Source organism: Sphingopyxis sp. LARHCG72 (genome assembly GCF_052871675.1).
This window is the reverse complement of record NZ_JBIXJU010000001.1, coordinates 899,965-920,715: the sequence shown is the minus strand read 5'-3', so window position 1 is coordinate 920,715 and position 20,751 is coordinate 899,965. Positions and strand designations below refer to the sequence as shown.

At 65.1% G+C, this 20,751-nt stretch carries 18 protein-coding genes; 13 read left to right on the top strand and 5 right to left on the bottom strand.

Annotation, left to right across the window (positions count from 1 at the left end; translation table 11 throughout):
• The first annotated feature begins 37 nt into the window (after nucleotides 1–37).
• The 3 genes from ACIPPQ_RS04500 to ACIPPQ_RS04490 all read left to right on the top strand — a co-directional run bounded on the left by ACIPPQ_RS04500 (nucleotide 38) and on the right by ACIPPQ_RS04490 (nucleotide 2,071).
• Nucleotides 38–709, top strand: coding sequence for a DUF6975 family protein (locus ACIPPQ_RS04500; protein WP_446542984.1), 672 nt, complete (start codon nucleotides 38–40; stop codon nucleotides 707–709).
• A 97-nt stretch (nucleotides 710–806) separates the two neighbouring features.
• The gene (locus tag ACIPPQ_RS04495) at nucleotides 807–1,652 is read left to right on the top strand and encodes an AAA family ATPase (RefSeq protein WP_037516322.1); all 846 of its coding nucleotides are present in this window, start codon (nucleotides 807–809) and stop codon (nucleotides 1,650–1,652) included.
• Nucleotides 1,652–2,071: a GFA family protein gene (locus tag ACIPPQ_RS04490; RefSeq protein WP_446542983.1), complete on the top strand. Its 420-nt coding sequence runs from the start codon at nucleotides 1,652–1,654 to the stop codon at nucleotides 2,069–2,071. Before ACIPPQ_RS04495 ends, ACIPPQ_RS04490 begins: the two co-directional genes overlap by 1 nt.
• Here ACIPPQ_RS04490 and ACIPPQ_RS04485 read toward each other — a convergent pair.
• Nucleotides 2,062–3,459, bottom strand: a complete 1,398-nt coding sequence (locus ACIPPQ_RS04485) for a methyl-accepting chemotaxis protein (protein WP_446542982.1) — start codon at nucleotides 3,457–3,459, stop codon at nucleotides 2,062–2,064. The two genes, ACIPPQ_RS04490 and ACIPPQ_RS04485, sit on opposite strands and share 10 nt — an antisense overlap.
• A 159-nt stretch (nucleotides 3,460–3,618) precedes the next feature.
• Here ACIPPQ_RS04485 and ACIPPQ_RS04480 point away from each other — a divergent pair, with 159 nt between their 5' ends.
• The 5 genes from ACIPPQ_RS04480 to ACIPPQ_RS04460 all read left to right on the top strand — a co-directional run bounded on the left by ACIPPQ_RS04480 (nucleotide 3,619) and on the right by ACIPPQ_RS04460 (nucleotide 9,028).
• Nucleotides 3,619–4,632, top strand: a complete 1,014-nt coding sequence (locus ACIPPQ_RS04480; protein WP_446542981.1) for a hypothetical protein — start codon at nucleotides 3,619–3,621, stop codon at nucleotides 4,630–4,632.
• An 87-nt stretch (nucleotides 4,633–4,719) separates the two neighbouring features.
• Nucleotides 4,720–5,898, top strand: coding sequence for a vWA domain-containing protein (locus ACIPPQ_RS04475; protein WP_446542980.1), 1,179 nt, complete (start codon nucleotides 4,720–4,722; stop codon nucleotides 5,896–5,898).
• Nucleotides 5,899–6,026: 128 nt separating this feature from the next.
• On the top strand, nucleotides 6,027–6,833 hold the full coding sequence (locus ACIPPQ_RS04470) for a lipid II flippase Amj family protein (RefSeq protein WP_446542979.1): 807 nt from the start codon (nucleotides 6,027–6,029) through the stop codon (nucleotides 6,831–6,833).
• Nucleotides 6,826–7,695, top strand: a complete 870-nt coding sequence (locus ACIPPQ_RS04465) for a DUF817 domain-containing protein (protein ID WP_446542978.1) — start codon at nucleotides 6,826–6,828, stop codon at nucleotides 7,693–7,695. Before ACIPPQ_RS04470 ends, ACIPPQ_RS04465 begins: the two co-directional genes overlap by 8 nt.
• Before the next feature lie 94 nt (nucleotides 7,696–7,789).
• Complete coding sequence (locus ACIPPQ_RS04460) at nucleotides 7,790–9,028, top strand: serine hydrolase domain-containing protein (RefSeq protein WP_446542977.1); 1,239 nt, start codon at nucleotides 7,790–7,792, stop codon at nucleotides 9,026–9,028.
• Between the two features lie 28 nt (nucleotides 9,029–9,056).
• Here ACIPPQ_RS04460 and ACIPPQ_RS04455 read toward each other — a convergent pair whose 3' ends face one another.
• Genes ACIPPQ_RS04455 through ACIPPQ_RS04445 form a run of 3 tightly spaced genes read right to left on the bottom strand, consistent with a single transcriptional unit; the run spans nucleotide 9,057 to nucleotide 12,066 of the window.
• A complete protein-coding gene (locus ACIPPQ_RS04455) occupies nucleotides 9,057–10,301 on the bottom strand; it encodes a M24 family metallopeptidase (protein ID WP_446543112.1) in 1,245 nt (414 codons plus the stop codon).
• A 14-nt stretch (nucleotides 10,302–10,315) separates the two neighbouring features.
• Complete coding sequence (locus tag ACIPPQ_RS04450) at nucleotides 10,316–11,521, bottom strand: exo-beta-N-acetylmuramidase NamZ family protein (RefSeq protein WP_446542976.1); 1,206 nt, start codon at nucleotides 11,519–11,521, stop codon at nucleotides 10,316–10,318.
• On the bottom strand, nucleotides 11,518–12,066 hold the full coding sequence (locus ACIPPQ_RS04445; protein WP_446543111.1) for a DOMON-like domain-containing protein: 549 nt from the start codon (nucleotides 12,064–12,066) through the stop codon (nucleotides 11,518–11,520). The genes ACIPPQ_RS04450 and ACIPPQ_RS04445 overlap by 4 nt, the downstream gene beginning before the upstream one ends.
• 41 nt (nucleotides 12,067–12,107) lie before the next feature.
• On the opposite strand from ACIPPQ_RS04445, the gene tyrS reads away from it, so the two are divergent.
• Both tyrS and ACIPPQ_RS04435 read left to right on the top strand, forming a co-directional pair.
• A complete protein-coding gene (gene tyrS / locus ACIPPQ_RS04440; RefSeq protein ID WP_446542975.1) occupies nucleotides 12,108–13,334 on the top strand; it encodes a tyrosine--tRNA ligase in 1,227 nt (408 codons plus the stop codon).
• Between the two features lie 74 nt (nucleotides 13,335–13,408).
• Nucleotides 13,409–13,750 carry a PilZ domain-containing protein gene (locus ACIPPQ_RS04435; protein WP_446542974.1) on the top strand — a complete coding sequence of 114 codons (342 nt, stop codon included), beginning with the start codon at nucleotides 13,409–13,411 and terminating at the stop codon, nucleotides 13,748–13,750.
• On the opposite strand, the gene recG is transcribed toward ACIPPQ_RS04435, so the two are convergent.
• Nucleotides 13,747–15,813, bottom strand: coding sequence for an ATP-dependent DNA helicase RecG (gene recG / locus ACIPPQ_RS04430; protein WP_446542973.1), 2,067 nt, complete (start codon nucleotides 15,811–15,813; stop codon nucleotides 13,747–13,749). The genes ACIPPQ_RS04435 and recG overlap by 4 nt on opposite strands.
• Before the next feature lie 74 nt (nucleotides 15,814–15,887).
• Here recG and ACIPPQ_RS04425 point away from each other — a divergent pair, with 74 nt between their 5' ends.
• From ACIPPQ_RS04425 to hrcA, 3 genes are all read left to right on the top strand, one after another.
• The gene (locus ACIPPQ_RS04425; RefSeq protein ID WP_446542972.1) at nucleotides 15,888–16,154 is read left to right on the top strand and encodes an FAD assembly factor SdhE; all 267 of its coding nucleotides are present in this window, start codon (nucleotides 15,888–15,890) and stop codon (nucleotides 16,152–16,154) included.
• Complete coding sequence (gene mfd, locus ACIPPQ_RS04420) at nucleotides 16,151–19,645, top strand: transcription-repair coupling factor (protein ID WP_446542971.1); 3,495 nt, start codon at nucleotides 16,151–16,153, stop codon at nucleotides 19,643–19,645. Before ACIPPQ_RS04425 ends, mfd begins: the two co-directional genes overlap by 4 nt.
• Nucleotides 19,646–19,706: 61 nt before the next feature.
• The gene (hrcA, locus tag ACIPPQ_RS04415) at nucleotides 19,707–20,750 is read left to right on the top strand and encodes a heat-inducible transcriptional repressor HrcA (RefSeq protein WP_446542970.1); all 1,044 of its coding nucleotides are present in this window, start codon (nucleotides 19,707–19,709) and stop codon (nucleotides 20,748–20,750) included.
• Nucleotide 20,751 lies beyond the last annotated feature (1 nt).

Here is a 20,751-nt window from a genome sequence, read left to right as displayed (position 1 = left end):
TGGGTCGCGCACGGCCCGCCGCAGCGAGGATCAAGCGTTGAGCCCATCGACCCAGCCCAAGACGCAGACGCGCGGCGCCGCCGAACTGCTCGACTCGCTGGTTGCCAACGACGGCACCGGCGCGCACCCGCACGTCCGTTCGGGCGCGCTGTCGAGCGGGCCGGAGGCGATGCGCAACCTTGCCGACGCCGTCCATTTCCTTTGCCTGCTCCACGGCCGCTATCCGGGCGTGATCGACAACGCCGCGCGAAAGGCGGTCGACCCCGCTTCGCGCCAGTGGATGGCCGAAGCCGCCGACGCCTTCGCCGAGGAACGCGCCTTCCTGTCGAAGATCGCTTCGGCAGTCGGCCCGGTCCCGAGCACGCAGGGCCAGGCGCAATGCGAGGCTGCGGTCGCCGCACAGCGCAAGGCGATCGACATGCTCGCGGAATCGGACCGCCACGGCTGCGCCGTGGGCGCCGCGATCGCGCTGACGCTCGACTGGCGGACGATCCGCGTGCTGCTCGACATCAGCGCCCAACGGCTCGACCTGACGCCACCGACCTGCACCCTGCCCGACCTGCGTGAAACGGCCCGGCTGGCCGCGACCGTCGCGGATACACCCGCGGTCGAACGCGCGATGATATTCGGTGCCCAGCAGCTGATCATGCAGCACAGCGGCTTGTGGGACCTGATGGCGGCGCGCGCCGCCAGCCGCGCGCACCCGTGATCTTCCCGCCGGCGGGAGGGACATCTCTCCCTTCGGCTTGCACCCTCCCGCCGCTATCGCTATGCCCGCTTGACGTTCACGTTAAGGGAAAGAGCCGATGCGTTTCGAAGGCACCAGCGCCTATATCGCCACCGACGACCTGAAGGTCGCGGTCAACGCCGCAACGCTGCTGCGCCGCCCTTTGCTCGTGAAGGGCGAACCGGGCACCGGCAAGACCGTCCTGGCCGAGGAAATCGCGAAAGCGTTCGACGCGCCGCTGATCACCTGGAACATCAAGTCGACGACGAAGGCGCAACAGGGCCTTTACGAATATGACGCGGTCGCGCGCCTGCGCGATGGCCAGCTTGGCGAAGAGCGCGTCCACGACATCCGCAACTATATCCGCAAGGGCAAATTGTGGGAGGCCTTCACCTCGCCCAAGCTGCCCGTGCTGCTGATCGACGAGATCGACAAGGCCGATATCGAATTCCCGAACGACCTGCTCCAGGAACTCGATCGCATGGCCTTCCATGTCTACGAGACCGACGAGACGGTGACCGCGAAGGAACGCCCGATCGTCGTCATCACCTCGAACAATGAAAAGGAACTGCCCGACGCCTTCCTGCGCCGCTGTTTCTTCCACTATATCAAATTTCCCGATCGCGACACGATGGCCGAGATCGTCGAGGTCCACTTCCCGGGTATCCAGAAGACGCTGGTCAGCCGCGCGATGGACATCTTCTACGAGGTTCGCGACGTTCCGGGGCTCAAGAAGAAGCCGTCGACGAGCGAACTCATCGACTGGCTGAAGCTGCTCCTCAACGAGGACATGCCGCTCGAAGTCCTGCAGAACCGCGACGTCGGCAAGGCGATCCCGCCGCTCCACGGCGCGCTGCTCAAGAATGAGCAGGATGTGATGCTGTTCGAAAAGCTTGCCTTCATGGCGCGGCGCCAAGGTAGCTGATGGGATACGCCGGTCGATGTGCATGCGGTGCGGTCGAGGTACGCATCGATGGTGAAGCGCTCGGGGTGCGCCAATGCTGGTGCCGACGCTGTCGGAAAATCGCAGCAGGCGGGCCGACGCACAACGCCATTTTCCTGACCGCCGACATTTGGATCGATGGCGTCACCGCCTCGGACAGCTATGTCGCCGACAGCGGCAATACCCTGACCCGGTCGCATTGCCCGGCATGCGGCACCCCGATCCTCGGCGGCTCATCGGCCCGACCGCAGATGCGCGTCGTCCGTCTCGGCATACTCGACGACCCCCACGGGCTGAAACCAACGATGGCAATCTGGGCAAGTGAGGCGCCCGATTGGGCGATTATCGACCCCGCGATCGAGACCTTCCCGGCACAGCCGCCCATTCCGCCTCAGAGCTGATAGGCAACCTCGACATCGCCCCAGCGGCGGCCGTTGATAATCGCTGGCATATAAACGTTGCGCACGGTCACGTAATTGATGCCGTCGCCTTCCTGACGATAGACCGTCATGAAAAAGGGCGCGGTGCTGCGCTTTGCCGCAGCGTCGGTCGCGTCATAGAGGATGCGGCCGTTGCGGCAGTGCGCGGTGTCATGTTCGAGGTCGCCGGTCGGCGCACGCGAGCAATCGGTGATATGCGTCGGGAGGAAGCCGTTCATGTCGCCCGCCGAGGACATCTTGATCTCCGGATGCTGGGCGACGATGCGATCGAACAGCGGACGCCAGTGCGTGTCGGCCCAGTCGCATAATGTGGTGCGGAAGCGTTCGGGGTTCGAACCCGGCACGCGGATATAATCGGTGTCGAAAATCTGTTCCATCGACAACTCGCCGTGCGCAACGGCGCGTTCGGCCAGCCCGACAAATTCGTCGCGCACGCGCGCGGCCAGTTCGACGATCGCAGAATCCTGCGGACTGACGCCCGCCGAAATGACCGCGTTGAACATGCGGTTCGACACATGCTCCATCGACAGGATCGAATCGCGTGTGCCGACGAGCGTCGAACTATTGTCGCGCACCGAGGTCACCACGCTGTCGAGCGCCTCGCGCACTTTGGCGCCGTTCGCATGGACCATCGCGCTCGATTGCGCGATGCGGTCGCTCTGATCGTCGAGCAGGGCGACGAGATGCGTCGCGTCGTGGAGCGCGTCGGTAATCGTTTCGAACTGCGCCTCGGCGCGGCTCGACTGTTCGACCCCCGACTGAATCTCGGCGACCAGCCCGCTAGCCTCGGTCGCAAGGCTGCCGATGCTGCGGCGGATCTCGTCGGTCGCACCGCGGGTGTTCTGCGCGAGCTTCTTCACTTCGGCGGCGACGACGGCAAAGGTGCGACCGGCGTCGCCCGCGCGCTCGGCCTCGATCGCGGCATTGAGCGCTAGCATGTTCGTCGTCTTGGCGATCGACTCGATCAACTGGCTGACCTGCTGCACCTGCTCCATCACCGCAGCGAAATTGGTAACGTGCGTGCCGAGCCGCGCGATCAGGTCGATCACCGAACGGAACTCGCTGACCGCGGCGTTGACGCGTTCGGCACCGCTATCGAGCTGTTCGCACGCGCGCGCCGAGAGCAATTTTGCCTCGTCGGTCGAATCGGCGATCTGGCGCTGGTCGGCCTCGAGGCTCACGACATATTCTTCGAGCCGGCCAAGTTCGCCGATCTGGCGGTCCATCTGATCGGTCGCGCGCTTGATCCGCCCCGCGGCATCGCTGCACCCAACGGCCAGCTCGCCGCAGTCGCTCGCGACCGACTGGTCGAGGATCGGTGCCGCCGGATTGATCGGATCATATTTCATTGATTTGCCCGCGTCCCTGAATGATCGAGGAGATATGCCGGACATTGGTTAACGGCGCGTCAATTCCGCGGGCCGGTCGCGGGGATCGGAGGCGCATTGCACGCCCGCCGCCAACGCGTTACGCCTTCGAACAGACGATCGATGTGAGGGGGAAATATCATGCGTCTCTGGCCGATTCTGGCGGCGGTCACCGCAATCTTCGCGCTGCCCGCAGGGGCGCAGGAAATGGTCGGCGGCCATCGCATCATCCGCACCGCGGACCCGGCGATCTGGTCGGGGAGCGAAACGAAGGGGCCGATCACCCATATCGCCACCGGCACGGTCTTTCCCGAGAGCATCGACGGCTTTCAGCGCACCAGCCTGATGGCCGTCGATAATGGCAATGACGTCATGCTGCATTACCGGCTGAAGCGCGACGCAGCTTCGACCGACATTTCGGCGTTCCTGTTCCAGCGCGGCGCACTGGCCGAACATCGGCTGAAGGGCGCGATCACCTCGCTGGGCTTTGGCCGCAAGGAGATGACCTTCCTGTGGGCCGACGGTCCCTTCGACATCGACGCGCCGCAAAAGCTGCGCGGCTACAAGGCGACCTACAAGGTCGGCATCGGCGGCGACACCCTGCTCGAATATCTCTATTTCATCGAATTGGGGACATGGACCGCGAAAGTGAGGGCGACGCTGCCCGCTTCGAAGGAACCCGCCGAGGAAGGCCAGATCGACGCCTTCGTCCGCGCGCTCCCCTGGGCGTCGATCTTGGCCGCGAACGGCGCTTGCAGCGGTTCGGCGTGCGATGGCGAGCGGGCGATGCCGTTCAACAATCATATGGCAGAGATGTTCCTGACGAAGATCGTGGTGAGCGGTCAGGGCAAGGCGCTCTTGGGCGACGCGGCACAGCCCGTCTATGCACGCGAAGCGGGCGGCAAACGCTGGACGCTCTACCCGCTCGATGAAAAGATAGCGCCATTGTTCGCGGAAGCCTTCGGACGGATTTCCGCGCACGCACCGCTATACAGCCTGTCTTGGTCGGCGAAGAAAGAGAGCGGTGTGACCCGCTTCTTTGCCGGCAAGCCCAGCGAAGAAGCCTTTGCCGCGACGGTCGACGGCCTCGTCGCGCATCCCGAAACATCGGCTTTCATCGCACCGGGTGATGCGGCCGTTTACGCACCCGATTGACGTTGGGGTCGATAGTCATCGGCGGAGCCAGCTTTACGTTCACGTAAAGTGATTGCGCGCGCGGCGCGAACGCGATACGCCTGCCCCATGTTTTTCGGCTTTCTCGACGAGCTTCGCGCCGCAGGCATTCCCGCCAGCCTGAAAGAGCATCTGATGCTGCTGGAGGCGCTCGACCGCGAGGTGATCGACCGCAGCCCCGAGCAATTCTATTACCTGTCCCGCGCGATTTACGTGAAGGATGAGGGCCTGCTCGACCGTTTCGACCAGGTGTTCAACAAGGTCTTCAAGGGCATTATTTCGGATTACGGCCAGAACCCGGTCGACGTCCCCGCCGACTGGTTGAAGGCGGTTGCCGAGAAATTCCTGACGCCCGACGAAATGGCAGCGATCGAGTCGCTCGGCGACTGGGACAAGATCATGGAGACGCTGAAAGAGCGGCTTGAGGAACAGCAGAAACGCCACGAGGGCGGCAACAAGTGGATCGGCACCGGCGGCACCTCGCCCTTCGGCAATTCGGGCTATAACCCCGAAGGCGTACGCATCGGCGGCGAGAGCAAGCACAAGCGCGCGCTGAAGGTCTGGGAAAAGCGCGAGTTCCAGAATCTCGACAACACCAAGGAACTCGGCACCCGCAACATCAAGATCGCGCTCCGCCGTCTGCGCAAGTTCGCGCGCGAGGGCGCGGCGGACGAGCTCGACATTCCGGGCACGATCGACGGCACCGCGCGGCAGGGCTGGCTCGACATCAAGATGCGCCCCGAACGGCGCAATGCGGTGAAGCTGCTCCTGTTCCTCGACGTCGGCGGATCGATGGACCCGTTCATCAAGCTGTGCGAAGAGCTCTTCAGCGCCGCGACGACCGAGTTCAAGAATCTCGAATTCTTCTATTTCCACAATTGCCCGTACGAAGGCGTGTGGAAGGACAATAAGCGCCGCTGGTCCGAACGCCACCAGATGTGGGACATCCTCCACAAATATGGCCATGATTATAAGGTGATCTTCGTAGGCGACGCATCGATGAGCGCCTATGAAATCACCCATCCGGGCGGCAGCGTCGAGCATTTCAACGAGGAATCGGGCGCGGTCTGGCTGCAGCGGATCACGCATGTCTATCCCGCCGCGGTGTGGCTCAATCCGGTGCCCGAGGCGCATTGGGGCTACACCCAGTCGGTTAAGCTGATCAAACAGCTGATGAACGACCGCATGTACCCGCTGACGCTCGCCGGGCTGGACGACGCGATGCGCGAGTTGACGCGCAAGCATTGATCCACAGTTTCATTTAATCGTCATTGCGAGGGCCGAAGGCCCGTGGCAATCCAGAGCGCGCGCAAACCGCTCTGGATTGCTTCCCCCGGCTTTCGCCGGGGTCGCAATGACGAGAAATTAGGCCCCAAATGATCGACCTCCCCCTCGTCACCATCCTGCTGCTCACCGGTTTCATCAACCTGATCGGCGCGCTCGCCTATGCGGCGCGCATCGCCGGGGTACGGACGCGGCGCATCGCGATGTCGTTCGCGCTGTTCAACATCCTCGTGCTCTTCTCGCGCACGTCGAACAGTTTCCTCGGCCCCTTCCTCGCCAAGCGGATCGAGACGCGCATCCACGACGGCAGCGGCGCGTCGCTGTTCATCGACATGCAGCTCGTGCTCGCCGCGGCGAGCGTTGCGACGCTGATCGGCATCCTGCTCGTCCCCACCGGACAGCGCATGTTCGCCGCCGCGATCGGCTGGTACCAGAACAACCGCTCGACGACGAAGCTCGCGCTCAAGGCCGCAAGCCCAAGCGGCCTCAGGACATTGGGCCGCTCGCTGACCTTCCCCAGCCTGTCGCATCTAAAAAGCTGGAAGATGCCGAAGGGGATCGGCTGGGGCGTGTTGATCGCGAACTGTCTTGCGCAATCCCTGCTCGCCGTCGGCGTCGTCGCCTCCCTCTATGCCGGCTATCTTGCCCCCGAATTCCGTGTCACCGCGTCGCAGCTCTCGGCGCTGATCAACGGTTTTGCGACGATTCTGCTCTTCGCCTTCATCGACCCGCAACTGTCGGTGATGACCGACGACGCGGTCGAGGGCAAAGTCGACGAGGCCGATTTCCGCCGCGCGATCACCTTCATCTCGCTGAGCCGCCTCGCCGGCACCGTCCTCGCGCAGGCGCTGCTCCTGCCCGCCGCCGCGCTGATCGCTTACGTCGCCGTCTATGTCTGAGACCGGCGGCGGTCACAGCCGCTTCCACGCCGTCCGCGCGCGGCTGGAGGCGATGGCGATCACGCCGGGGCCGCGCGGCTGGTTTCTCGAATTTCTCGTCTTCGGCTTCAAGCAGGGCTGGGCGTGCCTGTTCGGCGGCCTGATGCTCGCGCTGCTTCTCGGAACGCATCTTTTCTGGCCCGACGACGCGCCGCTTCACCGCTATGATGCGATCACGATCGGCGCGGTGCTGATCCAGCTTGGCATGCTCGCTTTCCGCCTCGAGACGCCGAAAGAAGCGCTCGTCATCCTGATCTTCCACATCGTCGGCACGGTGATGGAGCTGTTCAAGACCTCCGCCGGATCGTGGCAATACCCCGAAGCGAGCCTGCTCCACATCGGCGCCGTGCCCCTCTTCTCGGGCTTCATGTATGCCGCGGTCGGCAGCTATATCGCCCGCGTGTGGCGCATCTTCGACTTCCGCTACACCGGCTATCCGCCCGTCTGGATGAGCTACGTTCTCGCCGCCGCCATCTATGTCAATTTCTTCGCTCACCACTGGCTTCCCGACATCCGCTGGGTCCTTTTCGCCGCGACCGCGCTGCTGTTCTGGCGCTGTCAGGTGTGGTTCCGCCCGCTGCACATCCACCGCCGCATGCCGCTGCTCGTCGGCTGGGGCCTCGTCGCCTTGTTCATCTGGTTCGCCGAAAATATCGGCACCTTCGCGCGCGCATGGACCTATCCGAGCCAGAACGACGGCTGGCACATGGTCGGGCTCGAAAAGCTTGGCAGCTGGTATCTGCTGATGATCATCTCGTTCGTGCTGGTCAGTCTGGTCCAGCGGCCGAAGGCGAGATTGCCGATGGGAGATGGAGGCCAATGAGCCCCCTGCCCCGCCTCTTCGCCGAACCTGCCGGCATCGCGCGATACACGGGACAGGTGGCTGTCCTGATGCACCACGTCAAAGGCGACCGGGGATGAGCAATGGAGCGATATTCGGGCGGCGGACCTTGCTGGCCGGATCGGCTGCGCTGATCGCTGTCGGCCCGGCGTCGGCTCGCTCCCGCACGGAAGCCCGATATTCGGAGGGCAATCCCACCTGGATTCCGTCCGGCGAACTGGTTCGCGATCTTCCGCGCCTGATGCGGATCGCCGGAGTGCCCGGCGCCGCCATCGCGGTGGTGGATCGTGGGAAGCTCGCCTGGAGCGGGAGCTTCGGCGTGAAAAACATTCTCACCCGCGACCCGGTGCGAGAGGACACGTTGTTCGAGGCCGCCTCGATGACCAAACCTGTCTTCGCCTATGTAGTGATGCGGCTGGTCGACGAGAAGCGCCTCGACCTCGACAGGCCGCTCGTCCTGTATCGCCGGCCGGCGAATTTGGGCACCGACCCGAATCTGGAGCGCATCACGGCCCGGCATGTGCTTGAGCATTCGACGGGCCTGCCCAACTGGGCTTCTGGACCGCTCGTCACGAGCAGCGCGCCCGGGTCGGTCTACAGCTATTCCGGCGAAGCCTTCATCTGGCTCCAGCTGGTCGTCGAGACAATCATGGGAATGAGCCTCGGCAGCGTGATGCAGGCGAAGCTGTTCGGCCCCGCCGGAATGACGCACAGCAGCTTCGGCTGGGACGAGGAGATCGCAAGGTCGGCGGTCTTCGGCCATTCCGAACCGCCGGAAGGCGAGCAGAAGCTTCCTCCCCAGCCGACGCGCGAGCTCGGCAACCGGCTGCTTCGGGTCGCTACGAAGCGACGCAAACCGATCGCGTCCTGGACCTACGAAGATTCGGTCGAAGCGATGCGCGAGACCGATCCGAAGACGCCCCCATCCACCCACGACCTCCTCGTCAATTCGGCAGGAGGGCTGCTGATGACCGCGTCCGACTATGCGAAGTTCATGGCGCTCATGATGGAACGGCCGGAGCCGGCAGCTTGGGAGATCAGCGATGCGGCCCGGCAGGCAATGCTCACCCCCCGGCTGGAGATACGCGGGCGCGACATCTCGCGGGGGCTGGGCTGGGAAATCGAGCAGTCCCCGGCAGGCCCGCTGTTCCAGCACAGCGGCAGCAATTACGGGATTTTCAAGACGCTGGGCGTGGGCGATGCCCGGCACGGACGGGCGATCGTCGTGTTCACCAATGCCGCGAACGGTAATGCGCTCGCGGCCCGGATCGTCCGGCAGGCAACCGGAATCGACCGGTTGAAGTCGCTGGTCTGACCATCGCCACAAGCGGATCGAGCGAAACCTAAGCGAACGGCCGGTCGATCGACGGCGGCGGCTCGCTGAACCATTTCGGGCCGCTGTCGGTCATGTAGAAACAATCCTCGAGCCTGATGCCGAATTCGCCGGGAATATAGATGCCGGGTTCGTTCGAGAAGCACATCCCGGGTGCCAGCTTCGTCATTTCGCCGCGGACGAGGTTGACCGGCTCGTGGCCGTCGAGCCCAATGCCATGGCCGGTCCGGTGCGAGGTGCCGGGAAGCTTGTATCCGGGGCCCCAACCGAGGCTCTCATAATAGGCGCGCACCGCGTCGTCGACCTTGCCCGCCGGCGTGCCAAGCTTGGCTGCGGCGAAGGCGACGTCCTGCCCCTTGCGCATCTGGTCCCAGACCTGCCGCTGGCGCGCGCTCGCCTTGCCGTAAACGAAGGTCCGCGAAATGTCGGATTGATAGCCATGCACCGTCGCGCCGCAATCCATCAGCACGACCTCGCCGTCCTTCACCGCCTGCGGCTTGCCGGACCCATGCGGATAGGCGCTCGCCTCGCCGAGCAGGATCAGTTCGAACTCGCTGCGCCCGCCGAGTGCGGTCGTCGTCGCCTTCATGATCGCACCAATATCGGCGGGTGTCATCCCTGCCTCGACCCGCGGTGCGGTGTGGCGATAGGCGGCGAGCGTGATGTCGGCGGCGATCTGCATCAACGCGATTTCGGCGGGTGATTTGTGCATCCGGCAACCGCGCACGACGGGCGCGCCGTTGACCACCGTCGCCTGCGGCATTGCCTTTTCGAGGCCGTCGACGGCGAAATAGCGCACCGTTTCCTCGACCCCGATCTTGCCTTTCGAGAGTCCGCGCTTGCCGAGCCACGCCGCGACGGCTGCGAGCGGGTTCTCGTCCTCGTTCCACGTCAGCACCTCGGCGTCGACGCCCAGGCTCTCGCGCACCGACGGTTCCTCGAAGAACGGCGTGACGATCGCGACTTCGCCCTCGCGCGTCAGTACCGCGGCGGTCAGCCGCTCGCTCCGCGACCAGCGCACCCCGGTGAAATAGATGAGGCTCGATCCCGGTTCGATCAGCAGTGCACCGATATCGTTCGCGCGCATCAGCTCTTTCGCCTGAGCGATGCGTGCCATGCGTTCGGCCTTGCCGATCGGGACGGCTTTGGCGGCGAGGTTCGGGAGGCCAGAGGTTTCCGCGGCCAGCACCGGCACGGGCAAGGCCGCGGCGAGGCCAGCGATAGTCGCAGTGCCGAGAAATTGCCTCCGGTGCATCATCGTCCCCTTTGTCAGTAAATGAGCAGGTCCGCGATTTCCTCGCGCCACCCCGCCTCGTCGGGCTGCGCCAGCGCATCGAGATCGCCCGCCGTCGCACCCACGTCGTCGACCCACTCGCGCAGCCCCGGCCCGCCGTTGATCACGTCGATCGCGAGCACATCGTCGGTGTACTCATATTTAAAATCCTTGCCGCGCCAGATCGGATAGTCCGGATAGAGGCTGCGGATCGCCTTGAAGCCCAGCGCCTGCACGCGCCAAGGCTGGAACGCCTCGTCGTCATACCACGGCCCGTCGGCATGGATATGGACGCCGCTGTTGAGCTGGCCGACATGCTTGTGAAAGGTCGGCTGGAACCAGATATCGCGTAACTTGCATCCGCCGAGCCATTGCGGCGCGAGACGCTGCATCTCGGCGATCACCGCCTTGGCGTCGATATCGGGGGCACCGAACAGTTCGAGCGGGCGCGTCGTACCCCGACCCTCGCTGAGCGTGGCGCCTTCGACCATCACCGTGCCGGCATAGGCCCGCGCCATATTGACGTTCGCCGCGTTCGGACTGGGGTTGATCCACGCGCGATCCGTGGGCCAGCCGAAGCCCGGGCCTTTCGGGTCCCAGCCCTCCATCTCGATCACGCGATAATCGACGTCGAGGCCGAAGTGACGGATGAACCAGTGCCCCATCTCGCCCATCGTAAGGCCATGGCGCATCACCATCGGTCCCGCACCGACGAAGCTTTCCCAGCCGGGCAAAAGCCGCGTGCCCTCGACCGGGCGGCCCGCGGGGTTCGGCCGGTCGAGCACCCACACCGCCTTGCCATGCTGCGCCGCGGCCTCGAGGATGTAGAGCAACGTCGTCACATAGGTGTAGATGCGGCAGCCAAGGTCCTGCAGGTCGACGAGCATCACGTCGAATGTGTGCATCGACTGGCCCGACGGGCGGCGCACCTCGCCATAAAGGCTGAACACCGGCATGCCATAGGTCGGATCGGTGAAGTCCGGCGACTCCATCATATTGTCCTGAAGGTCGCCGCGCACGCCATGCTGCGGCCCGAACACCGCGGTGATGTCCAGCCCGGAAGCGACGAGCGCATCGAGGCTGTGCGTCAGGTCGGCGGTGACCGAAGCGGGGTGCGCGAGCAACGCGACGCGCTTTCCTTCGAGCGGTTTGCGAAGCGCCGGATCGGCGAGCAGGCGGTCGATACCGAAGTGAACAGTCATGCCGCGTCGGGTGCCCCAAGCGTGAGCGCAAAGCAATCGGGATGATGGAAGTCCGGCTTGCCCGGCGGATGCGCGAGCGCCCAATAGCTTTTGGTGCCGTCGAGCTCCTCGATTACCGCCGACAGTGCGAGCTTGGCACCATTGTCGGGGAAAATCCCGGGCTCGACGCGCAGCGAATAGCTTTGATCAGCCTTCTCCGCCGCCATTTCCCATGGCGCGAGGTCATCGGTGCGGAGGAGCGAGCGGTAGTCGTCGAACTGGTAGCAGGCCCAGCGGCCGTCGGGCGAATAGTTGAACTCGGTGTAATCGGGCTGGCCCTCTTCGGTCAGGAAAGCCTCGAAGCAGGTGCTTTCCCACAGGCCGTCGGTCGCGCTGTCGGCGATGACAAGCTCGCCCTGCCCGTCGGGCAGCACCAGCGCCGCGATCGCGCCGTCGACGATGAAGCGCAGCGCAAAACCGTCCTCGAACGACAGGCTGACCTCGACCGCGACCGCCCGCACAGCCTTGCCCGGTGTAGCAGGGTGGCAGATCAGTTCCTTGCGCATGCTATCCAAATATCAAACCCCATGCTAAGCGCCCGCCCGCTATGACCAGTTACAAATCCGACCTGCTGCGCCTGCTCGACGAGCGAGGCTATATCCACCAGACGACCGACGCGGAAGGGCTCGATGCGCTCGCGGCGAAACAGGTCGTCCCCGGATATATCGGTTTCGACGCAACTGCGCCGTCGTTGCACGTCGGCAGCCTCGTCCAGATCATGATGCTGCGCCGCCTGCAACAGATGGGGCACAAGCCTGTCGTGCTGATGGGCGGCGGAACGACGCGGATCGGCGACCCGACAGGGCGCGACGAGAGCCGCAAGATGTTGTCGGACGAGACGATCGCCGCGAACATCGCCTCGATCTTCAGCATCTTCCAGCAATTCCTCACTTTCGGCGATGGGCCGACCGACGCGGTGATGGTCGACAATCAGGACTGGCTCGGCCAGCTCGGCTATATCGAGCTGCTGCAGGAAGTCGGCACCCACTTCACGATCAATCGCATGATGACGTTCGATTCGGTCAAACTGCGGCTGGAACGCGAACAGCCGATGACGTTCCTCGAATTCAACTACATGATCCTCCAGGGCTATGATTTCCGCCATCTGTCGAAAGAGCGCGGCGTGCGGCTCCAGATGGGTGGATCGGACCAGTGGGGCAATATCGTCAATGGCATGGAACTCGGTCGCCGCATGGACGGTGCCGACCTTTACGGCCTCACGACTCCGCTGCTCACCACCGCGGCCGGCGCCAAAATGGGTAAAACCGCCGCCGGTGCGGTCTGGCTTAATCCCGAACAACTGTCCCATTTTGACTATTGGCAATATTGGCGCAACTGCGACGACCGCGACGTCGGCAAATTCCTGAAGCTGTTCACTGACCTGCCGATGGACGAGATCGCGCGGCTCGAAGCGCTCGAGGGCGCAGAGATCAACGAGGCGAAGAAAATCCTCGCGAACGAAGCGACCGCGATGTGCCGCGGCGCGGATGCCGCGCGCATCGCGTCGGAGACCGCCGCGCAAACCTTTGAAAAGGGACAGATTGGCGGCGACCTTCCGCAGGCGGTTGCGCCCGCCGAAGGGATCAGCATTGTCGATGCACTGCGCGAACTCGGCTTCGCCACGTCGAACAAGGAAGCACGTCGCAAGCTCGACGAGGGCGCGGTGAAGGTCGACGGCGTCGTCGTTCGCGATCCGCAGCACCTGATCCAGCCCGGCGAAAACCCTGTTCCGCTGAGCCTCGGGTCAAAAAAGCATGGCCTTGTGACCCGCTAGGGCGCAGACCAGCGTTTACGACTTCTTCAGCAATCGGGTGGATCGTCATGGCCAAATCAACAAGGTCCACGAAAATGCGCAAGATCGACACCAGCAAGGCCCACTACGTCGGCCTCGACCAGCGGATCGCCCCGCGTAGCGACGTCTATTGCCGCCTGCCCTTCGTCATGCCCGACGGGGGGCAGGAAATGTGCACCTGCGTCAACATCAGCGCCGACGGCATGCTGATGCGCTTCGAGCGCGGACTGGAAATCGGCGACCTTGTCGTCCTCCGCATGCCGATCATCGGCCGTACCTCGGCGAAGGTCATCTGGTCGCTCGGCGGCAAGACCGGTTTGCAGTTCGAAAAATCGATCTCGGTCGAAGATTATCTGCCGATGATTCGCGCCATGGGTGCGCGCGGCGACGTCAACTAACCGCTTCTGAGCAGCGGCACCGCCGCGTCGCGTTCGAACAGGTAGAGGCAGAGCCGCACCGCCTCGGCGCGCGCGCCGTCCATCCCGCCATCGCGTTCGATGAACAGCCGCGCGTCGTCATGCGCCACCGGAAGCAGGCGCACGAGCTGTTCGGGTGTCGCGAGCCGGTAATCGGCGTCACCCGACTGTTTGAGCCCGAGCAACTCCCCACCGCCGCGCAGTTCGAGATCCTTCTCGGCGATCACGAAACCGTCGTTCGTGTCGCGCATCAGCGCGAGCCGCTCGCGCGCGGTTTCGGAAAGATTCTGCGAACGGAGCAGCAGGCAGACCGACTTCGCCGCACCGCGACCGACGCGGCCGCGCAGCTGGTGAAGCTGGGCAAGCCCGAAATTCTCGGCATGCTCGATGACCATGAGGCTGGCGGCGGGAACATCGACCCCGACCTCGATCACCGTGGTCGCGACGAGCACGCCGATCTCGCCCGCCTGGAAGCGCGCCATGACGCCATCCTTTTCGGGCCCCTTCATCCGCCCGTGCACCAACCCGACACGGTTTTCGCCGAGCCGCGCGCGGAGCAAGGCCGCGCGATCTTCGGCGGCGGCGAGTTCGCTCCCTTCGCTTTCCGCGACGAGCGGGCACACCCAATAGGCCTGCGCGCCCGTCGCAAGGTGCCGGTCGAGCGAGTCCACGACATCGTCGAGCCGGTCGAGCGAGATGACCCGCGTATCGACCGGGGTGCGCCCCGGCGGCATCTCGTCGATCTGCGACACGTCCATCTCGCCGTGATTGGCGAGTTGCAGGGTGCGCGGGATCGGCGTCGCGGTCATCACGAGCAAATGCGGCGGACGCGCCGCCTTTTGAGTGAGCATCAAGCGCTGCGCAACGCCGAAGCGATGCTGCTCGTCGACGACGACGAGCACGAGGTCCTTATATTTCACCGCCTGCTGGAAAATCGCGTGGGTGCCGACAAGGATATCGATGCTGCCGTCGGCGAGCCCCATCAGTGTCGATTCGCGGGCCTTACCCTTGTCGCGTCCGGTGAGGATCGCGAGGTTGACAGGCAAGCCGCCGAGCATGCGTTGCAGTGTCGCATAATGCTGGCGCGCCAGAATCTCGGTCGGCGCGAGCAGCGCCGCCTGCGTTCCCGCCTCGACCGCCGCGAGCATCGCGCGCAGCGCGACGAGCGTCTTGCCCGACCCGACATCGCCCTGCAGCATCCGCAGCATCGGCGTGTCCTGCGCCATATCGCCGGCAATCTCGCGGCCGACACGTTCCTGCGCCCCGGTGAGTCCGAAGGGCAGCTTCAGCGCGTCGGTCAACCGGCTGTCGCCGACGATCGCCCTGCCCTTGCGCGTCCTGAGGCCCTGCCGGATGAGCATCAGCGCGACCTGGCTTGCGAAAATCTCGTCATAGGCGAGCCGGTCGCGCGCCGGCTCGTCGCGCGGGCTCGCGTGCGCACGCGCCATCGCCTCGTTCCAGGCGGGCCAATTCCGGTTCGCGAGCAGCGGCGCGTCGATCCACTCTGCAAGCTCGGGACGCCGTTCGAGCGCAACCTGCCCCAACTGCGACAGCCGCGCGTTGGTAAGTCCTTCGGTGAGCGGATAGACGGGTTCATGTTCGGCAATCCCGCTCTCGTCGCCCGGCTCGGCAACATGGTCGGGATGCACGATCTGCCGCATGTCGCCATAAAGATCGAGCCGACCCGACACGCGGCGCTTCTCGCCCAGGGGAAACAGCTTGCGCGCGAGCCCCGATGTGCGGCCGAAATAGACGAGCCGGACATGATCACCCGCATCGTCGAACGCCTCGACCCCGAAGGGCGCGCGAGGACTGCGGCCCGGCCGATAATCCTGCGCGGTCAGCTCGACGATGATCGTTTGCCCGGCCTGCGCCTGATCGAGCCGTTCGACCGGAAAGCGCGAAATGAGGCCCGTCGGCAAATGGAACAGCACATCGACCACGCGCTCCAGCCCCAGCCGCGTCAGCGGCTTGGCAAGCTGCGGCCCGACACCCTTCAGGTCGGTGAGCGCAGCAAAGAGCGGATTGAGTATCTCGGGTCGCATGACTATCTGGGCTGACTATAGAGATTGTTCCCCGTGCGCCACACCCAGCCGCATGGGCCATCAGGATTCTTCCCGTGCCGCACACTGACCGCCTGAAACGCCTGAAATTCCGTGCCTGGCACCGCGGCACGCGCGAGGCCGACTATATGATCGGCGGCTTTTTCGACCGTTACTCGGCGGGCTGGAGCGAGGAAGAGATCGCCTGGTACGAGATCGTAGTCGAAGAGGATGACGTCGATATCATGGCGTGGGCACTCGGCACCGGCGAGCCGCCCGCGCATCTCGATCGCCCCGACATGATCGCGGCGATGCGCCGGCTGGACTATATCCCGCTGCCATGACCCGAAGCGCCGCCGACATTTTTGCCGCGATCGGATCGGCGTCGGCGCCGCTGACGCTGGCGCGCGCCGCCGACGGCTTCCTGCCGCTGCTGCTCGCCGACCTTGCGCGTGCCAGTGATAAACGCGTCCTCTATGTCGCGACCGACGATACGGCGATGCAGGCGATCGCCGACGCCGCGCCCTTCTTCGCGCCCGATCTGATCGTCCATCGCTTTCCGGCGTGGGATTGCCTTTCCTACGACCGCGCCGGGCCGTCGATGCGCGTCAGCGCCGACCGGCTCGCGACGCTGTCGGCGCTCCAACTTCCCGCCAAGCGCAGCGAACTGATTCTGACCACCGTCGCCGCGATCACGCAGCGCACGCTGACACCGTTCCGTATCCGCCAGCTCGCGACGACGCTCGCCGCGGGGCAGCGGATCGATCGCGACGCGCTCGCCGAACTGCTCGTCGCGAACGGCTTCAGCCGCGTCGACACCGTCGCCGATCAGGGCGAGTTCGCGGTACGTGGCGGCATCCTCGACCTGTTCCCTGCGGGCGAAGAAACCGGCCTGCGCGTCGATTTTTTCGGCGACGAGATCGAAAGCATCCGCCGTTTCGACCCCGCCGACCAGCGCAGCCTTGGCCCAGCCAAGGCGCTGCAGCTGCTCCCGGCGTCCGAAACCTTGCTCGACGAGGCGACGATCAAGCGCTTCCGCTCGGCCTATCGCGACCTGTTCGGCGGCCAGTCGACCGGCGACCCGCTCTATCAGGCGGTGAGCGACGGACGGCGGCAGGCGGGCATGGACCATTGGCTGCCGTTGTTCGAGGAACGCCTCGCGACGCTGTTCGACCATATCGATCCCGCAACCCCGGTGCTCCGCGGCCATCGCACCGAGGCGACCGCCGAAACGCGCTTTGCCGCGATTGCCGATTACCATGCGAACCGCGTCGCGGCTGAACGCGAGTCGCCAGGAAGCTATCGCCCGCTCGCGCCCGAGACGCTCTATCTGACCGAGACCGAATGGGCCGGAGCCTCGTCTGATCGCCCGATCCATATCATCACGCCGTTCGACGTTCCCCCGGCTGCGACCGTCGTCGACCTCGAAACCTTCGCCGCCCGCGATTTCACCCCCGAACGCACTGCCGACCTCAACGTCTACGACAAAGTCGCCGACCACCTCAGCGATGAGCGGCGCAAGGGACGGCGCACGATCATCGCCAGCTATTCGGGCGGCGCGCGCGACCGCCTGTCGGGGCTGCTTCGCGACCATGGCGTTACCTCGCTCGCCCCCGCCGATAGCTGGCAGGATGCGCTCGGCACCGCCTCGGCGGAAAGCGGCGGCGCGACCGCGATGGTCGTCCTCCCGCTCGATCATGGCTTTGCCTCCGACGCGATCAGCCTGCTCACCGAACAGGACATCCTCGGCGAGCGCCTCGTGCGCCGCCAGAAACGCCGCAAGAGCGCCGACGCATTCCTCGCCGAACTCGCGACGCTCAGCGTCGGCGATCTCGTCGTCCATCTCGACCATGGCATCGGCCGCTACGAGGGGCTGACCCAGATCCCCGTCGGAAGCAGCCCGCACGATTGCGTCGCGCTGACATATTCGGGCGGCGACAAGCTCTACGTTCCGGTCGAGAATCTCGACGTCCTTTCGCGTTACGGCGGCGAGAGCGAGGGCGTCGGCCTCGACAAGCTCGGCGGCGAAGCCTGGCAGCGCCGCAAGGCGCGGATGAAGGAGCGCATCCGCGAAATCGCGGGCGAGCTGCTCGCAACCGCGGCGCAGCGCGCGCTGCGCTCGGGCGAATTGCTCGCGCAGGACGCCGCCTATCCCGCTTTTGCCGACCGCTTCCCCTATCAGGAAACCGACGATCAGGACCGCGCGATCGGCGACGTCCTTGCCGATATGGCGTCGGGTCGCCCGATGGACCGCCTTGTCTGCGGCGACGTCGGTTTCGGCAAGACCGAGGTCGCTCTGCGTGCCGCCTTCGTCGCGGCGATGGCGGGCGTGCAGGTCGCGGTGGTCGTGCCGACGACTTTGCTCGCACGCCAGCACTACACGAATTTTGTCGAGCGCTTCAAAGGCTTCCCGATCAATATCGGCCGCCTCTCGCGGCTCGTTCCGGCGAGCGAAGCGCAAAAGACGCGCGATGGCTTGTCCGCCGGGACGATCGACATCGTCGTCGGCACGCACGCCGTCATCGCGAAATCGGTCGAATTCAAGAACCTCGGTCTTGTCATCGTCGACGAGGAACAGCGTTTCGGCGTCGTCCACAAGGAACGGCTGAAACAGCTCAAGACCGACGTCCATGTGCTGACCCTGACTGCCACCCCGATCCCGCGCACCTTGCAGATGGCGATGTCGGGCCTCCGCGAACTCAGCGTCATCCAGACCCCGCCGGTCGACCGTCTCGCGGTGCGGACTTACGTCGCGCCTTGGGATCCCGTCGTGATCCGCGAAGCGCTGCTGCGCGAGCACGACCGCGGCGGGCAGAGCTTCTTCGTCACCCCGCGGATCAAGGACCTTCCCGACATCGAGGAATTCCTGCGCACGCGCGTGCCCGAGATCAAATATGTCGTCGCGCACGGCCAGATGGCGCCGGGCGAGGTCGAGGAGCGGATGAGCGCCTTCTACGACCGCAAATATGATGTGCTCGTGTCGACCACCATCGTCGAAAGCGGGCTCGACATTCCGAGCGCGAACACGCTGATCGTCCACCGCGCCGACCGCTTCGGCCTTGCCCAGCTCTACCAGCTCCGCGGGCGCGTCGGGCGCTCGAAGACGCGTGCTTATGCGTACCTCACGACGCTCGAAGGAGGTGCGATCACCGACACCGCCGAAAAGCGGCTCAAGCTGCTCGGCGATCTCGATACACTCGGCGCGGGGTTCCAGCTTGCGAGCCACGATCTCGATATTCGCGGCGCGGGCAATCTCGTCGGCGATGAGCAGTCGGGGCATATCCGCGAGGTCGGTTTCGAACTTTATCAGTCGATGCTCGAAGAGGCGATTTTGGTCGCCAAAGCCGAGGGCGCCGGAAAACTGCCGCCACGCGAAGCGCTGTCGCCGGTGATCACCGTCGACGCGCCGATCCTGATCCCCGAGGATTATGTCCCCGATCTGCCGCTGCGTATGGCGCTCTACCGCCGCCTCAACGACGCACAGGACCGCCCGGCGCTCGACGCCTTCGCGGCCGAGATGATCGACCGTTTTGGGCCGCTGCCGCCCGAAACTGCGAACCTCGTCCAGCTGATGGAGATCAAGGCAAATGCCAAGCTCGCGGGCATTGCGAAGCTCGACGTCGGCACCAAGGGCGCGCTCGTGAGCTTCCACGGCGACGCGTTCGCGAACGTCCCCGGGCTGATTGCCTATGTCGAACGGCTGAAAGGCCGCGCGCGCATTCGCCCGGACAATAAGCTGTCGATCAGCGGCGACTGGATGAGCACCGGCGCGCGCCTCAACGGGGCGCTGCAATTGTCGAAGGGATTGGGCAAACTGGCGAAGCAGGCCGGCTAGCTGCCGCACCAGCCGACCTCCCAGACTTGCCCCGTCCCCTCCCCGTCCCTAAATCCCCTGTATGACCACCGCGCCGATCACCGAACTCACCACGCGCGCGCGCGACGTGTTCCGGCTGGTCGTCGATGCCTATCTCGAGACCGGACAGCCCGTCGGTTCGCGCACGCTGTCGAAGCTCGCGGCGCTCAACCTGTCGCCCGCGTCGATCCGCAACGTGATGCAGGACCTTGAGGAATATGGCCTGCTCGCCAGCCCGCACACCAGCGCGGGGCGGCTGCCGACCGAACAGGGCCTCCGCCTCTTCGTCGACGGCATGATGCAGGTTGCCGAACCTTCGGCCGAGGACCGTGCGCAGATCGAGGCGAGCCTGGCCGACGCCGGGCCGATTGAAAGCGCGCTCGCGCAGGCAACCTCGGCGCTGTCGGGGCTGTCGGCGTGCGCGGGCCTCGTCCTCGTCCCCAAGCATGAACGCGTGCTCAAACAGCTCGCCTTCGTGCCGCTGTCGTCGAACCAGTCGCTCGTCGTGCTCGTCGCGGGCGACGGCGCGGTCGAGAATCGCGTCATCGACTTGCCCCCGGGACTCAACCCCTCGGCGCTCGTCGAGGCGGGCAATTATATCAGCGCGACGCTCAGCGGCCTGACGCTGACCGAAGCGATGGCCCGCGTGCGCCGCGAGATCGAGGCCGAGCGGATCGCGATCGACCGCGCCGCGCAGGATCTGGTGTCGCGCGGCCTCGCCGTCTGGTCGTCCGACGGCGCCGACCGTCCGGTCCTGATCGTGCGCGGGCAGGCGAACCTGCTCGACGAGAGCGCGGTCGGCGACCTCGACCGCGTACGGCAATTGCTCGACGAGCTCGAAACCAAGCAGGAAATTGCCGGATTGCTCGACAGCGCGCGCGAGGGCGCCGCGACACGGATTTTCATCGGGTCGGAGAATAAATTATTCTCGCTTTCGGGCTCGTCCGTGATAGCGGCGCCCTATCGCGGATCGGACGGGCGCGTCGTTGGCGTGGTCGGGGTTATCGGCCCCACACGCTTGAACTATGCCCGCATCGTTCCCATGGTGGATTTCACCGCACAATCGCTCTCCAGACTGATACGATAGG

What these genes read in the sequence shown, in the direction of transcription:
- ACIPPQ_RS04445 (WP_446543111.1), bottom strand. Translation starts at nt 12,066, where the DNA reads ATGCGCAAGGAACTGATCTGCCACCCTGCTACACCGGGCAAGGCTGTG.
- ACIPPQ_RS04465 (WP_446542978.1), top strand. Translation starts at nt 6,826, where the DNA reads ATGTCTGAGACCGGCGGCGGTCACAGCCGCTTCCACGCCGTCCGCGCG.
- ACIPPQ_RS04455 (WP_446543112.1), bottom strand. Translation starts at nt 10,301, where the DNA reads ATGCACCGGAGGCAATTTCTCGGCACTGCGACTATCGCTGGCCTCGCC.
- mfd (WP_446542971.1), top strand. Translation starts at nt 16,151, where the DNA reads ATGACCCGAAGCGCCGCCGACATTTTTGCCGCGATCGGATCGGCGTCG.
- hrcA (WP_446542970.1), top strand. Translation starts at nt 19,707, where the DNA reads ATGACCACCGCGCCGATCACCGAACTCACCACGCGCGCGCGCGACGTG.
- ACIPPQ_RS04485 (WP_446542982.1), bottom strand. Translation starts at nt 3,459, where the DNA reads ATGAAATATGATCCGATCAATCCGGCGGCACCGATCCTCGACCAGTCG.
- tyrS (WP_446542975.1), top strand. Translation starts at nt 12,108, where the DNA reads ATGACCAGTTACAAATCCGACCTGCTGCGCCTGCTCGACGAGCGAGGC.
- ACIPPQ_RS04450 (WP_446542976.1), bottom strand. Translation starts at nt 11,521, where the DNA reads ATGACTGTTCACTTCGGTATCGACCGCCTGCTCGCCGATCCGGCGCTT.
- ACIPPQ_RS04490 (WP_446542983.1), top strand. Translation starts at nt 1,652, where the DNA reads ATGGGATACGCCGGTCGATGTGCATGCGGTGCGGTCGAGGTACGCATC.
- ACIPPQ_RS04435 (WP_446542974.1), top strand. Translation starts at nt 13,409, where the DNA reads ATGCGCAAGATCGACACCAGCAAGGCCCACTACGTCGGCCTCGACCAG.
- ACIPPQ_RS04475 (WP_446542980.1), top strand. Translation starts at nt 4,720, where the DNA reads ATGTTTTTCGGCTTTCTCGACGAGCTTCGCGCCGCAGGCATTCCCGCC.
- ACIPPQ_RS04495 (WP_037516322.1), top strand. Translation starts at nt 807, where the DNA reads ATGCGTTTCGAAGGCACCAGCGCCTATATCGCCACCGACGACCTGAAG.
- ACIPPQ_RS04470 (WP_446542979.1), top strand. Translation starts at nt 6,027, where the DNA reads ATGATCGACCTCCCCCTCGTCACCATCCTGCTGCTCACCGGTTTCATC.
- ACIPPQ_RS04460 (WP_446542977.1), top strand. Translation starts at nt 7,790, where the DNA reads ATGAGCAATGGAGCGATATTCGGGCGGCGGACCTTGCTGGCCGGATCG.
- ACIPPQ_RS04480 (WP_446542981.1), top strand. Translation starts at nt 3,619, where the DNA reads ATGCGTCTCTGGCCGATTCTGGCGGCGGTCACCGCAATCTTCGCGCTG.
- recG (WP_446542973.1), bottom strand. Translation starts at nt 15,813, where the DNA reads ATGCGACCCGAGATACTCAATCCGCTCTTTGCTGCGCTCACCGACCTG.